Origin of the sequence: Vibrio viridaestus (genome assembly GCF_003856525.1) — a bacterium.
Classification (GTDB): domain Bacteria; phylum Pseudomonadota; class Gammaproteobacteria; order Enterobacterales; family Vibrionaceae; genus Vibrio; species Vibrio viridaestus.
Map to the genome: position 1 here is coordinate 125,965 of NZ_RJVQ01000004.1, position 14,298 is coordinate 140,262.

Sequence of the window (14,298 nt, forward strand, 5' to 3'; positions counted from 1 at the left end):
TTTTAGTTCTTGGAATAGATATGAGTGACTTACTTGCTGATCTGGCCTATTTGTGCGGTAAACCCAAAGCGAAAGCTAAGATCAAAGAACAAGCAAAAGATTTTGTTGTTCTAGAAAACATGGGATTTGAATTCACGGGTACTGGTGAGCACCTGATGGTCAGAATCCGTAAAACGGGTGAAAATACATCTTACGTCGTGAATGAATTGGCAAAAGCATGTGGTGTGAAGTCAAAAGATGTTAGTTGGGCTGGATTAAAAGATCGTCATGCAATCACAGAACAATGGCTCAGTGTACACCTTCCTGATGGTTCAACACCGGATTTCTCTGAGTTTTTATCCAGTCATCCATCTATCGAAATTATGCAAGTGACTCGCCACAATAAAAAGCTCCGTCCCGGAGATCTGAGTGGTAACTCATTTCATATAACATTGAGAGACGTGACAGATACGAATGATGTCGTAGCTCGTTTAGAACGAATTAAAGAATTGGGAGTGCCCAATTACTTCGGTCAGCAACGCTTTGGGAATAACGGGAACAACTTACAGGAAGCTCGTCGTTGGGGACGAGAAAATGTTCGTACCCGTAATCAAACGAAACGCAGCATGTATCTGTCAACTGCGCGCTCCTGGATTTTTAATCATATTGTTTCATCTCGTATCGACACTGGCTGTTTTGACCGTTTTATTTCGGGTGATATTGCACTGGAGTCGGGTCAGCAAGTCTTGGTTGATATTGAGAGTGTCCCTAGTTGGAATAATAAATTATCTGCTGGAAAAGCCTCGATTAGTGCCGCATTGGCGGGTGATAATGAGTTACCCACTCAGAATGATGCTCTTAAGCTTGAACAACCCTGTGTTGATCAGGAGCCCGATCTGATGAAACTGATCCGTGGAAATCGGATGCGCCATGACAGACGAAATATTGCCCTATTCGCCAAAGACTTAGATTGGCAGTGTTCGGATAATCAGGTTATAGTAAATTTTTCGCTCGATGCAGGAAGTTTCGCAACATCGATATTACGTGAGTTGGTAGAAGAGATTCCGGTAGAAAGAGAATATAAATAATGAAAATTTTACTGAGTAATGACGATGGCGTTCACGCTTCAGGTATACATACACTAGCGGGTGCGTTAGCAGATCTGGCTGACATCGTCATTGTGGCTCCAGACAGAAATCGGTCTGGGGCATCAAACTCATTAACGTTGGAGAATCCTTTGAGAGTATCTGAGATCTCGAAGAACATATACTCTGTTCAGGGAACACCCACTGACTGTGTTCACTTTGCCCTGAATGAATTAATGAAGGATGATCTGCCAGATCTCGTGCTAAGTGGTATTAACCACGGTGCCAATTTAGGTGATGATGTTTTGTACTCCGGTACGGTTGCTGCTGCTATGGAAGGTCATTTCCTTGGTGTTCAGTCGGTGGCGTTTTCGCTTGTTGGCAATACCTATTTTGAAACGGCTGGAAAAGTGGCCCGAGAGATTGTGGAGCAGCATTTACGCTCTCCCATTCCGACAAACCGTTTGCTGAACGTCAATATACCGGATGTACCGTATGAAATGCTGCAGGGGATGGTCGTAACTCGACTTGGAGCTCGTCATCATGCTGAGAGTATGATTAAACAAAAGGATCCTCGTGGACAAGATGTATTTTGGTTGGGGCCTCCAGGTAAAGAACAAGATTCAGGCAGTGGAACGGATTTCCACGCTGTTGAGAGACATTCTGTTTCGATCACACCGATGCAGGTTGATCTCACAGCCCATGAGTCAATCAATGCAATGAACAGTTGGTTAAAAGGATAGGATGCTATGCTGAATCCACACGCTGACAAATTGATCGAGTTTCTTAAACGAAATGGGGTCGAGGATCAAAGTGTGCTAAATGCCATCAACACCCTGCCCAGAGAGCACTTCGTGTCTCAAGCCATGATTCATCAGGCATATGAAAATAATGCTTTACCGATCGGTCATGGACAGACTATCTCTCAGCCTTATATTGTGGCGAAAATGACGCAATTGCTGAATTTGACTTCGCAAAGTCGTGTTCTGGAAGTCGGAACCGGATCAGGCTATCAGACTGCTGTTCTGGCTCGTCTTGTAGAACATGTCTATTCAGTAGAGCGCATTAAAGCGTTGCAATGGGAAGCGAAGAGACGATTACGTCAGCTCGATATCTATAACTTTTCTTTAAAGCACGGTGATGGCTGGCAAGGCTGGGCTGCGAAAGCGCCATTTGATGCCATCATTGTGACCGCCGCCGCATCGCAGGTACCGGAAGTTCTACTTCAGCAATTGGCTGATGGAGGACGTTTGGTGATACCTGTCGGTCAAGATAGTCAGCAGTTACTCAGAATAAAACGCATTGGCGATGAGTTTGATACACAAGCCATCGAAACCGTTAAGTTTGTTCCTTTGGTAGCAGGTGATTTGGCGTAGGTATTTATGAAGTATGGCGGCAGGCTAGTAATAACAATAATTTCAGCTCTTTACCTTTCAGGTTGTACTTTTACAGGACCAGCGCCTGTATCTGACTTAACCCGGGCAGGAAAACATTCTGCTGCTCGGGGAAGTTATAAAGGAAGTTACTATATTGTAAAAAAAGGTGACTCGTTATATTACATCGCCTACATCACGGATAAAGATGTAAATGACCTTATCCGTTACAACCATCTCAAAGATCCTTACATTATCCATCCCGGCGATAAGATCGATTTGTGGCATACCTCATACATTCCCCCTGTACGCGGTAAGTCCCCGGCAGTAAAAGATTCGTCACAAAAACTAAGTAACAACTCAATAAGAAATTCTAAATATGAGGATCAAACAGCTAATTCAACTAATAAACATGATGAGGTTAAAAAATCTGCAGTTAAAAGTGTTGAATCTTCAAAATCAAAAGGGTATGGTGAATCCATAAGTAAAGAAAATGTTAATAAAAGTTTAACAAAATCACAGATAGGCAATAGTAAGATTAAAAACTGGTTGTGGCCAACGAAAGGGAGATTATTAAAGAGTTTTTCGTCGGGTGATCAGGGTAATAAAGGAATCGATATCACTGGGAGAAGAGGACAAAGTATTGTTTCAGCAGCCGCAGGAACAGTTGTTTACTCTGGTAATGCTCTTCGAGGATATGGAAACCTAATTATCGTCAAGCACAACGATAAATTCTTAAGTGCATATGCACACAACGAGCGGTTACTAGTAAAAGAAGGTCAAAGTGTTAAAGCCGGACAAAAAATAGCTACTATGGGTAGCTCAGGTACAAGCAGTGTCCGATTACATTTTGAAATACGTTACCAAGGTAAATCAGTGAATCCAGCTCACTATTTACCGTAACAATCTCAAATAGAGTCATGTAGCGACATTAAAAGCAGTAATGTCTTACTAAACTCGCCGGGGGGAGGCGTTATGAGTAAGAGTAATTCAGCAATCAAGAAAGACAATAACTTCGATTACGAAAACGAAGCACAAGACTTTGATTACAATGCTTCGGATGAAGAACTTTCTTCCAACACATCTTCTACTACTACCGATGCAGAACTTCGCGAAGAGTTTGATGCGTCAAATAAAACCTTAGATGCGACTCAACTATACTTAGGCGAAATCGGTTTTTCTCCACTTTTAACCGCCGAAGAAGAAATTCTTTACGCAAGACGTGCGTTACGAGGCGATGAAGCAGCTCGTAAACGAATGATTGAGAGTAACTTACGTTTAGTTGTTAAAATCTCACGTCGATACTCTAATCGCGGACTTGCTCTGTTGGATCTCATCGAAGAAGGTAATCTAGGCCTAATTCGTGCTGTAGAAAAATTTGATCCAGAAAGAGGCTTCCGGTTCTCTACTTATGCTACCTGGTGGATTCGCCAAACGATCGAACGTGCTCTGATGAACCAGACTCGTACAATTCGTCTTCCAATTCACGTGGTTAAAGAACTTAACATTTACTTACGTACAGCTCGTGAACTGTCTCAAAAGCTTGATCATGAACCAACAGCAGAAGAGATCGCATTTGAACTCGACAAGCCTGTTGATGATGTGAGTAAAATGCTTCGTCTGAATGAGCGTATTAGCTCCGTTGATACTCCTATCGGCGGGGATGGTGACAAAGCGCTACTCGACATTATTCCTGATTCGATCCAGTACGATCCAGAATTCTCTACTGAAGACACAGACATTAAAACGTCTTTGATCGATTGGTTAGATGAGTTAAATCCAAAACAAAAAGAAGTATTAGCTCGTCGTTTTGGTTTGTTGGGATATGAGCCATCAACTCTTGAAGAAGTCGGACACGAAATCGGATTAACACGTGAACGCGTAAGACAAATTCAGGTCGAAGGGCTACGCCGCTTGAGAGAAATCCTAATGAAACAGGGTTTGAGTATGGAGTCATTGTTTGACTTCGAGATTGAAGCATAAACTCAGACGCTGTTATAAATAGAAGAAAGGCACGAAATGTTCGTGCCTTTTTTGTTTTAATCGCCTTACTTCAGCATATGCTTTAGGCGATAAAGAGCTTCTAGAGCTTGGCGTGGAGAAAGATCATCAGGATCAATTTGTTCAAGGGCAAGTTCAACTTCACTGTGCTCGGGGATCAAACTCAGTTGATGTTCGTCTTTCAGTTTATTTCCTGATGCTTGACTCGTCGTCGCAATTTCTTTGGTTGACTGTTCTAACTGAGCCAGTTTTTTACGTGCGTTGGTAATGACTGTTTTGGGGACGCCTGCTAATCCGGCTACAGCAAGTCCGTACGATTTATTTGCCGCGCCCTCCTGAACCGTATGCATGAAGGCGATATCTTCACCATGCTCAATTGCATCAAGATGAACGTTGACAAGATTCGGCAGTAAGCTGGGTAGTTCAGTCAGTTCAAAATAGTGTGTTGCAAATAGTGTAAGAGCACCGATTTTTGAGGCTAACCACTCTGCGCTTGCCCAGGCAAGAGAAAGTCCATCATAGGTACTGGTGCCACGACCAATTTCATCCATTAGAACCAAACTTTTCGCCGTAGCATTATGCAAAATATTCGCTGTTTCGGTCATTTCAACCATAAAGGTAGAGCGGCCAGAAGCGAGATCATCCGAAGCACCGATTCGGGTAAAAATGCGATCCACAGACCCAATTCGCGCTGAGTCTGCAGGTACGTAGCTACCAATATGAGCGAGTAGGGTAATGAGTGCTGTCTGACGCATATAGGTTGATTTACCGCCCATATTAGGGCCGGTAATAATTAACATACGACGATCCGGATGAAGAGATATCGGGTTGGATATAAACGGTTCATCCAATACTTGCTCAACAACGGGGTGACGACCCGCTTTTATTTCAATACCAGGTTCTTCGGTCAACTGGGGACGACAGTATTGCAATGCATCGGCGCGCTCGGCGAGGCTTTGTAACACATCTAACTGAGATAGGGATGATGCTAAGGTTTGCAACTGCTCAAGATGGGGTAGTAATAAATCAAATAACTGCTCCCAAAGCTGCTTTTCCAATGCCAGCGCTTTCGATTTAGAGTTAAGCACTTTGTCTTCATGTTCTTTTAGCTCAGGGATGATGTAGCGTTCAGCATTTTTGAGCGTCTGACGACGGATATAATGTGGTGGTACCAGATGGCTCTGACCGCGGCTTACCTGAATATAGAATCCATGTACATTGTTATAACCTACTTTCAGTGTATCAATGCCATGACGATCCTTTTCGTCTGCTTCGAGTTTTTCCAGGTATTCAGTTGCGCCATTGGCTAAATCTCGCCATTCATCAAGTTCGGCGTTGTAGCCGGGAGCAATGACACCACCATCACGAATGACGACCGGAGGATTTTCGATGATAGAGTCTTGCAATAACTGATAAACGTCATCCATTGGCTGACAGTCTTTCGCCAAATTACGCAAATAATCTTCCTGAACACCAGACAACTGTTGCGCCAATTCAGGAAGTTGTTCAAGTGCAAAGCGTAGTCGGGCTAAATCTCTTGGCCGAGCCGATCGTAGTGCAAGTCGCGCCAGAATACGCTCAATGTCACCGACCTGTTTGAGTATAGGATGTAAGTCTGCGAAAGCACTTGAGTCAATGATCTCAGTTATGGAATCAAGCCGTTGGTTTAGAACCTTTCTCGAACGCATTGGCTGATGAAGCCAGCGTTTAAGCATCCGGCTTCCCATAGGCGTTGCACAATAATCTAGTATGGATGCAAGCGTATTTTCCGTTCCGCCAGCGAGATTGTGGGTGATTTCTAAATTACGTCGTGTTGCTGCATCGAGGATGACAGAATCGTCCTGTCGATCGTAAGTAAGTGAACGAATATGGGGTAGAGCTGTACGCTGGGTGTCTTTCACATATTGGATAAGGCAACCCGCAGCACATAAACCTAAATGCGCCTTTTCAACACCAAAACCGACTAAATCTTTGGTACCAAACTGCTGGTTCAGCTGTTGTCTGGCCGTATCAATTTCAAACTCCCACACTGGGCGACGACGATTTCCTTTGCGTGTTTCCATCAAGCGAACGGAAGGGAAATCCTCAGGGAAAAGCAGTTCTTTAGGGGATGTGCGTTGCAGTTCTGCCGCCATGGCTTCTTCGCTGCTCGGCTCAGATAACTGAAAACGTCCTGACGTTAAATCCAGTGTTGCATAGCCGAACGATCCATCGTGCTCATAGATTGCCGCAATCAGGTTGTCGAGTCGTTCAGATAGTAGCGCTTCATCCGTTACTGTACCTGGAGTGACAATACGGACGACTTTGCGTTCAACTGGACCTTTACTTGTTGCTGGATCACCAATTTGCTCACAGATTGCTACCGACTCACCTAATTGAACCAGCTTAGCGAGATACCCTTCAACCGCATGGAATGGCACTCCCGCCATTGGGATTGGTGAACCTGCTGATTGACCTCGTTTTGTTAATGATATATCGAGTAGTTGAGAGGCTCTTTTGGCATCATCATAAAAGAGCTCATAAAAGTCCCCCATACGATAAAACAGCAGAATGTCAGGATTCTCTGCTTTTAGCTTGAGGTATTGCTGCATCATCGGTGTATGTTTAACGTCAGAGTCAGACGTCTTTAGCGCGCTTTTTGTCATGGGAGTCTTAGTAAGTCAATATATCGTTACTGATGGATAAATGTTATTTCACACCAATAACCCTTGAAATGTCAGCTAGACGAAAATAATCGCGCTAGAATAACAAACCCCAATGCAGATGAGCAATTTAGTTCGGTAAATTTCTCTTTATAGTCTTTTTTCTGTTTCAGCATCAAAGAGTAAAACCTGCGATAGATCCACCACTAGATCGATGCTGTCCCCTCTTTTTACTGTTGAGCGTAGATCGAGTCTGGCTTTGACATTGGCGTTGCCGATAGAGAATAGTATTTCCTTATCAAATCCCATAGGTTCAACTAGGGCTACATCTATTTTGTCGAAATCAAAGCTCTCGTCACCACCAGAGAAAAAGGATTTATCGTTAAAAAAGTCCGGACGAATTCCTACTTTAACCGGTTTCCCCGTGTCAGATATGGGATCCGAAAAATGAACACTAGTCAGGCGTTCTCTGGGAAGAAGGTATGGACCTAATTGAAGGTGTTCACTGAATAAGGTTCCGTCGAGAATATTCATTGAAGGTGAACCGATAAACGTCGCTACAAAGACATTGTTAGGATTGAGGTATATCTCCATTGGAGAACCGACTTGTTCGATGATTCCATCCTTCAAAACCACGACTTTGTCTGCCAGCGTCATGGCTTCAATTTGATCATGAGTTACATAAACGCTCGTCAGTCCATACTTATGATGTATCTGGGCGATCTCTGTACGCATATGGTTGCGAAGTTTGGCATCAAGATTGGATAGGGGTTCGTCAAATAGAAAGCAATCGGCATCACGCACAATCGCACGTCCCATCGCAACCCTTTGTCGTTGTCCACCGGAAAGATCGGCTGGTTTTCGTTTCAGATAATCCTCTAATTTTAATATTTTCGCGACTTCCTGAAGTCTGCGTTGTATTTCAGACTCAGGCATTTTTAAGCGGCGGAGTGCAAAGACAATATTTTCTTCAACGGTCTTATGTGGGTAAAGCGCGTAATTTTGAAATACCATCGCAATGTTACGATGCTGAGGTTCGATGTCATTGACTATGCGATCGCCGATTTGTATCTCACCTGATGTCGGAGCTTCAAGACCTGCAATCATTCTTAAGGTAGTGGATTTTCCGCAACCTGAAGGCCCGACAAGAACAACAAATTCACCGTTTTCTATTTCCAAATCAATCGATTTAACAACTTTGGTGTCGCCATAGTTTTTTACAATATTACGTAGAGAAATTGCTGCCATAACTTATCCTTTTACTCCGCCTTCGGTTTTGCCGCTGTCCATATGTTTCATCGCAAAGAGAAAGCAAACGACGATAGGTAATAATGTGAGGATGGAGGCTGCCATGATCCGATCCCAAATAGCGTTTTTAGAAACGAATAATTCTTGTAAAGCCAGTGGGAGGGTATAGAACTCTTTAAACTGTTTAAGGAATACCGATGCAAAAAGGTACTCATTCCAACCAATAATAAAACAGTACATAAATACGGTAGCGAGCATTGGTAAAGATAGAGGAAGAACAATTTTCCAGATAGCTTCTTTTCTTGAGTAGCCATCCATCATCGCCGCCTCCTCTAAAGCAAACGGAATGGTACGGAAGTAGTTGCCCAGCATATACAGTGCAACGGGGAGCGTTTGAACAATATAAATAATAAATAAACAGAAAAGGCTACCCCACAAACTCGATGCTAGACCGATATTGACGGCCATTTGGTACAGTGGAACCATGAGCAGTACACCACCGACCATATAAACGAATAAAACGGAGCGCTGCACAACGACCTGACCACTAAAACGTAACCGACTGATGGCGTAGGCTCCCATTACTGCCATTACAAGTGAGAACAAAGCGGCTCCGGCAGATAGAAGAAGGCTGTTTAGCATGAATCGACCAAAAGGGAAGACGTCTGCGTTGCTCGAATATTTTTTTAGAATGGCCTGCTTTTTATCTTCGGGTAACTTGGGGTTATCCAAAATACGCTGAATTGCTGGAGGTACTTCGACCTTTTGTTGTTCCCCTAATCCCAATAGTTCTTTATAAGCATCGAGGTTAATCGCTTGGGGAATGAGAGAAGGATTGCCCCAATCAAATTGATATTTAAAAGATGTTGAAAGTATCTGCGCAAAGGGAAGTAGGCAGAAACTGACCAAAAAAAACAGAGCAAATGAAAAACCGAGTTTACGGGTGAGTGTTTTTTTTCCAATCATATCTATCACCACTTGAGTATTTTCTTAACGTAAAACCAGATCAGTACGCAAAGGACAGCGAACTGAATAACGGACGTGGCTGCGGCGAGTCCTTGGTCGATAACTCCGGTAAACGCTTGGTAGTACGTAAAGACGGGAAGAGTTTGGACGTTAGGGGCTAAGAGAAAAACATCTTCAAATCGGTTTAGATTCCAAATTAATCGTAAGATAACGACCGTTGCGAGCACAAAGTATATTTCGGGTAGTGTGACATGGATGAAACGGCCAATTGGACCATAGCCATCAATGGCTGCAGCTTCATATTGATCATTTGGTATCGAAGTCAGTTTGGAAAGAATCAGTAAATAGGCGATTGGAAAGTGTTTCCACACATCAAATAAAATGACGACCCAAACTGCTGATGAAGGATCTCCGATTAGGTTGGCGCGAGATTGCCAGAGATGGAATACATCAACCATTAGCCAGTTAAACACGCCATTGACCGGATCAAACAGAAACTGCCAACCAAATACAACGGAAATGACGGGAGCAAAATAGGGCATCAATATTGCTGCGCTAACTAACCCTCTTCCTTTAAATGGCTCTTTCATTAAGAGTGCGACAGCCAATCCGAGGATCGTGGTTCCGGCAACGGTGCCAATCAGATAAATCGTTGTGGCACCGATCGATGAATAATAATCAGGGTTGGACAGCAACTGAGCATAGTTTTCCAAACCAATAAAATGTTTTTCCCCATTAAGCCTGACATCGAAGAAGCTCAGGTACACATTAAAGGCAATAGGATACAGAATCAGTAAACCTATGATCCCTAATGTGGGAGACACCAGTCGCCATCCTAGTCTCGCTTCGTTTTTTTCTAAAGGCGTCATTTTTATTCATCCTCGTTTTAGTGGGGATGAGACCGAAGTCTCATCGACGGATCATAACGATGTGAGTGAATGACAAGCTTATTTATCAACAATTTTATTCATTTCGGTTTCAGCCCAGTCGAGAGATTTTTGGGTATCCTCTCCTTCAATGACTGCTTTATAGATCATTCTTGGAATGATCTGTTTAGAGAAGATTTCTCCTGCCTTGGGAAATGCTTTACCATCGACAATGGCAAAGTTTTTAATGTTTTCAAAACCCGCGACAATCTCTTTTACGGACTCTTTGCCATAACGTTTAAAGATCCCTTTCGGATCATCCATAAACTCGTCGGACTGAGCGATGTCCTTTAGCATGGGTAAATGACCGCCTACAGCCATATGTGAATAGGCCACGACCTGATCTTTTTCGTTCATATATTCAATGAAGGCTTTACTGGCTTTTAGATCATCAGGGCTTTGATTTGCCATTACAGAAAATCCGTTTAACGTGCCGAATGTTGAGGGGGATTTATGTGTGATGGTCGGGGCCAGTCGCGTATTTTTGACCAATTCAGGATCAAAGGCTGCGCCCTTGAGTTCTGAGAAGTTTTCGCTACCGAGAGAACTGGCCGCTTCTTCAGCAAGCGCCAGATCGTCCATGATGTAAGTTGAGTAGAAGAACATAGCCAACTTACCTTGCAGATAGTAATCTCGCGCACGCCAAGTTTGTGGACCGGGTGGATTGTATTGAGCTAACCGTTTGTAGAAATCGAGAGTCTCTTTTTGATTTTTAGAATCAAATATCAATTGACCTTCTTTATTGAACAGTGGCGCGTCGTTTGAAAGGGCAAATTGCGTATACACTTGCTCTGCATAGCTATCCGCTTTTGTACCGATCAAAATGCCGTATTGGTTCTCGTCTGGTTTATAGAAATACTTTGCTGCCTTTTCTATATTTTCCCATGTTGTCGGTGGCTCTAATCCCGCTTTTTTGAACCAGTCGGCTCGATACCAAATTCCTTGAACCCAGCCACGATAAGGAACAGCAACGTACTCTTGTTTTTCTGGGTCTTCAACTAACTTCAGCGCACCTTGATAAAAACGTGATTTACCAATGTTTTCGACGACTTCGGTTGTTGCTTTTAAATCAATAATTCCTTGTCTGGCGAAGGCTAGAGATAAATTAGAGCCGACCTCTATAACATTCGGTAAAGTATTTGAGGCGGCAGCAGCTGCGATTTGTTTCGGGACATCGTTTTCGTCAATGGCGACAACCTTTACATCCACATCGGGGTGAAATGCTTCGAACACATCGGCCATAACTTCAAGCGATTGAAGTCGATCTGACTGAGTCTGAGTCGTCCAGTATTCCACGGTAGCTGCGTAGGATGACAAGGGGAAAAGAGCGTTACCAGCTAGCGCTAGTCCAGTTAAAATCGTGGTTCGTTTCATCGTTCTATCCTTTACGATAAGGGCTGCTGTTTTTATCAGCGGAAGTATTAACAACTTCCGCCCTGACTATAAATTTGAGCGACGAGACGAAACGAAAGCCAAAAAGACTGAAATACAATGAAAAGGGCATACATTTTGATTATTGACTGACGTTTTATCTCTAAAATCTTGTAATTAGAATTAATTGATTAAATTTCAGTCTAGTTGGTCATTATAAATGTGAGTGAGTATGAGGTCTCATTTGCTTGTTTTATGTAAGTTGAGATGGTTTTATGTGACCTCAGTCCTCTTTTGCGGACTCAAAATGGAGCATTGATAGTGGGTTATCATCTGGGTATAACATGGGGACTGGTGGATGAACGAGACCAAACTGAAATAGTGCTTAGGAAAGAGTAATGGAAAGAGAGCTAGAGCTAGAGCAACTCAGCTATACAGTAGGACAAAGACTTAAACAGCATAACGCCGTTTTATGTAGTGCTGAATCTTGTACGGGTGGTGGTGTCGCTGCGGCAATCACCGATATTGCAGGAAGCTCAGAGTGGTTTGATCGAGCTTTTGTGACATACAGTAACGAAGCAAAACAGCAAATGCTGGGTGTAAATAAAGCAACATTAGACAGCTACGGTGCTGTCAGCGAACCAATCGTTGAAGAGATGACCTCTGGCGCGTTGAAACATTCATTAGCCACCGTTGCTGTTGCGATTAGCGGAATTGCAGGTCCTGCAGGTGGCTCAGCCGAAAAACCAGTAGGAACAGTCTGTTTTTGCTGGGAAAATACGGATGGATGGAAGTGTGTTGAAACGTTGGTTTTTCCAGGAGACAGAGCACAAGTTCGGAAACAAGCGGTTTTTCATGCTTTAAAAACGCTTCAGGATCATTATTCTTAGTGACTAAGAAATTTTCACACAGCTATAGACACTGTATGAATCTACAGTATAATTACCCGTAAATGATTTAAATGAATTCACACGTTCACATAATAAATAAGTGACAGTCTGGAGAAAGTAATGGACGAGAACAAACAAAAAGCGCTGGCTGCGGCCCTTGGACAGATAGAAAAGCAATTCGGTAAGGGCTCTATCATGCGCCTTGGCGACAACCGTGCAATGGATGTTGAAACTATTTCTACCGGTTCTCTGTCTTTAGATATCGCTCTTGGTGCTGGTGGTTTACCAATGGGACGTATCGTAGAAATCTACGGTCCTGAATCATCAGGTAAAACAACATTAACGCTTGAGCTGATTGCTGCAGCACAGCGTGAAGGTAAGACTTGTGCCTTTATTGATGCTGAGCATGCTCTTGATCCTGTGTACGCGAAAAAACTTGGCGTTAATATTGAAGAATTATTGGTATCTCAGCCTGATACAGGTGAACAAGCTTTAGAAATCTGTGATGCCCTAGCTCGCTCTGGTGCTGTCGATGTTATGGTTATAGACTCAGTGGCGGCTTTGACTCCTAAAGCTGAGATTGAAGGCGAGATGGGCGATAGCCATATGGGTCTTCAGGCTCGTATGTTGTCTCAGGCAATGCGTAAGTTAACTGGTAACCTAAAAGCATCTAATTGTATGTGTATCTTCATTAACCAGATCCGTATGAAGATTGGTGTAATGTTTGGTAACCCAGAAACAACTACTGGTGGTAACGCACTTAAGTTCTATGCTTCTGTTCGTTTGGATATTCGCCGTACTGGTGCTATCAAAGAAGGTGACGAAGTTGTTGGTAACGAAACTCGTATTAAAGTCGTTAAGAACAAAATTGCAGCGCCATTTAAAGAAGCGAATACTCAGATTATGTATGGTCAAGGCTTTAACCGTGAAGGTGAGTTAATTGACCTAGGCGTTAAGTATAAGTTAGTTGAAAAAGCGGGTGCTTGGTATAGCTATAATGGTGATAAAATCGGACAGGGTAAAGCGAATGCTTGTAAATTCCTGAAAGAGAATACGGACATTTCTAAAACAATTGATACCAAGTTACGTGAAATGTTGCTTTCCCCAGCGGAAATTAAAGAGGAAGAAGCTGAGTTTGGCGCTGTTCCTGAGCAACCAGAAGAGTTTTAATAGCTTATTGGTTGATATAGAGCCCTGTTATTACAGGGCTTTGTTGTTTTTAAAGACGGTATGCAAAAATCACCAAGGTTATTCATATGTACTTTCCTCAGCAAAAAATAAGCTGTAAGGATTCTGCTTTACAGCATCTTAGTCGCAGAGATCATGGCGAATATGAACTCAACCAAAAGCTTCGGCTTAAAGGGTATACAGAAAAAGAAGTCGAAGAAGCCATCTCCTACTGCCATAACTTAGGGTATATTGATGATGTTCGATATGCGCAAAGTCAGATTCGGCAGCATATATCCAAAGGACACGGTGAACGGCGTATTCGACAGGAACTGAAACAGAAACGAGTCTCTGAAAATGATATTGAGTTGGCATTGGGCAGTATTGATGTTGACTGGTATGAATTGGCCAAAACATCGGCAGTAAAAAAATATCGTGTCATGGAGTCAGTTGATCAAAAAGAGTACGCAAAACGAGTGCGGTTTTTACAATACCGTGGCTTTGATTTTGACCAAATCCAATATGCTTTAACCCCTGAAGAATCATAATTTCGTCGACCTAAACGACTTTTTTTTCATTTCCCTAATACGAATTGCGTCTTTTCTGTAAGAAAACTAGGCGAACAGAATTCCTTGCTTTACAATATGGCG

At 42.9% G+C, this 14,298-nt stretch carries 13 protein-coding genes; 8 read left to right on the plus strand and 5 right to left on the minus strand.

The window, feature by feature from the left end; genetic code table 11:
* Nucleotides 1-20: 20 nt before the first annotated feature.
* The 5 genes from truD to rpoS all read left to right on the plus strand — a co-directional run bounded on the left by truD (nucleotide 21) and on the right by rpoS (nucleotide 4,420).
* Nucleotides 21-1,067, plus strand: coding sequence for a tRNA pseudouridine(13) synthase TruD (gene truD / locus EES38_RS11315; RefSeq protein ID WP_124937314.1), 1,047 nt, complete (start codon nucleotides 21-23; stop codon nucleotides 1,065-1,067).
* Nucleotides 1,067-1,807 carry a 5'/3'-nucleotidase SurE gene (gene surE, locus EES38_RS11320; protein ID WP_124937315.1) on the plus strand — a complete coding sequence of 247 codons (741 nt, stop codon included), beginning with the start codon at nucleotides 1,067-1,069 and terminating at the stop codon, nucleotides 1,805-1,807. The genes truD and surE overlap by 1 nt, the downstream gene beginning before the upstream one ends.
* A 6-nt stretch (nucleotides 1,808-1,813) precedes the next feature.
* Nucleotides 1,814-2,440 (plus strand): protein-L-isoaspartate(D-aspartate) O-methyltransferase, encoded by a 627-nt coding sequence (locus EES38_RS11325; RefSeq protein ID WP_124937316.1) that lies wholly within the window; start codon nucleotides 1,814-1,816, stop codon nucleotides 2,438-2,440.
* Between the two features lie 6 nt (nucleotides 2,441-2,446).
* Nucleotides 2,447-3,340 carry a peptidoglycan DD-metalloendopeptidase family protein gene (locus tag EES38_RS11330; RefSeq protein ID WP_124937317.1) on the plus strand — a complete coding sequence of 298 codons (894 nt, stop codon included), beginning with the start codon at nucleotides 2,447-2,449 and terminating at the stop codon, nucleotides 3,338-3,340.
* Nucleotides 3,341-3,412: 72 nt separating this feature from the next.
* A complete protein-coding gene (gene rpoS / locus EES38_RS11335; protein WP_124937318.1) occupies nucleotides 3,413-4,420 on the plus strand; it encodes an RNA polymerase sigma factor RpoS in 1,008 nt (335 codons plus the stop codon).
* A gap of 65 nt (nucleotides 4,421-4,485) precedes the next feature.
* Here rpoS and mutS read toward each other — a convergent pair whose 3' ends face one another.
* From mutS to EES38_RS11360, 5 genes are all read right to left on the minus strand, one after another.
* Complete coding sequence (gene mutS, locus EES38_RS11340; RefSeq protein WP_124937319.1) at nucleotides 4,486-7,083, minus strand: DNA mismatch repair protein MutS; 2,598 nt, start codon at nucleotides 7,081-7,083, stop codon at nucleotides 4,486-4,488.
* 147 nt (nucleotides 7,084-7,230) lie between these two features.
* Nucleotides 7,231-8,328 (minus strand): ABC transporter ATP-binding protein, encoded by a 1,098-nt coding sequence (locus EES38_RS11345; protein WP_124937320.1) that lies wholly within the window; start codon nucleotides 8,326-8,328, stop codon nucleotides 7,231-7,233.
* A gap of 3 nt (nucleotides 8,329-8,331) precedes the next feature.
* A complete protein-coding gene (locus tag EES38_RS11350; RefSeq protein WP_124937321.1) occupies nucleotides 8,332-9,294 on the minus strand; it encodes a carbohydrate ABC transporter permease in 963 nt (320 codons plus the stop codon).
* Nucleotides 9,295-9,299: 5 nt separating this feature from the next.
* Complete coding sequence (locus EES38_RS11355) at nucleotides 9,300-10,163, minus strand: carbohydrate ABC transporter permease (protein WP_124937322.1); 864 nt, start codon at nucleotides 10,161-10,163, stop codon at nucleotides 9,300-9,302.
* Between the two features lie 78 nt (nucleotides 10,164-10,241).
* Nucleotides 10,242-11,594, minus strand: coding sequence for an ABC transporter substrate-binding protein (locus EES38_RS11360; RefSeq protein WP_124937323.1), 1,353 nt, complete (start codon nucleotides 11,592-11,594; stop codon nucleotides 10,242-10,244).
* Between the two features lie 395 nt (nucleotides 11,595-11,989).
* Here EES38_RS11360 and pncC point away from each other — a divergent pair, with 395 nt between their 5' ends.
* From pncC to recX, 3 genes are all read left to right on the plus strand, one after another.
* Nucleotides 11,990-12,481 (plus strand): nicotinamide-nucleotide amidase, encoded by a 492-nt coding sequence (pncC, locus tag EES38_RS11365; RefSeq protein WP_124937324.1) that lies wholly within the window; start codon nucleotides 11,990-11,992, stop codon nucleotides 12,479-12,481.
* A gap of 120 nt (nucleotides 12,482-12,601) precedes the next feature.
* Complete coding sequence (recA, locus tag EES38_RS11370) at nucleotides 12,602-13,651, plus strand: recombinase RecA (protein WP_124937325.1); 1,050 nt, start codon at nucleotides 12,602-12,604, stop codon at nucleotides 13,649-13,651.
* Between the two features lie 80 nt (nucleotides 13,652-13,731).
* Nucleotides 13,732-14,196, plus strand: coding sequence for a recombination regulator RecX (gene recX, locus EES38_RS11375; RefSeq protein ID WP_439333254.1), 465 nt, complete (start codon nucleotides 13,732-13,734; stop codon nucleotides 14,194-14,196).
* Nucleotides 14,197-14,298: the final 102 nt, after the last annotated feature.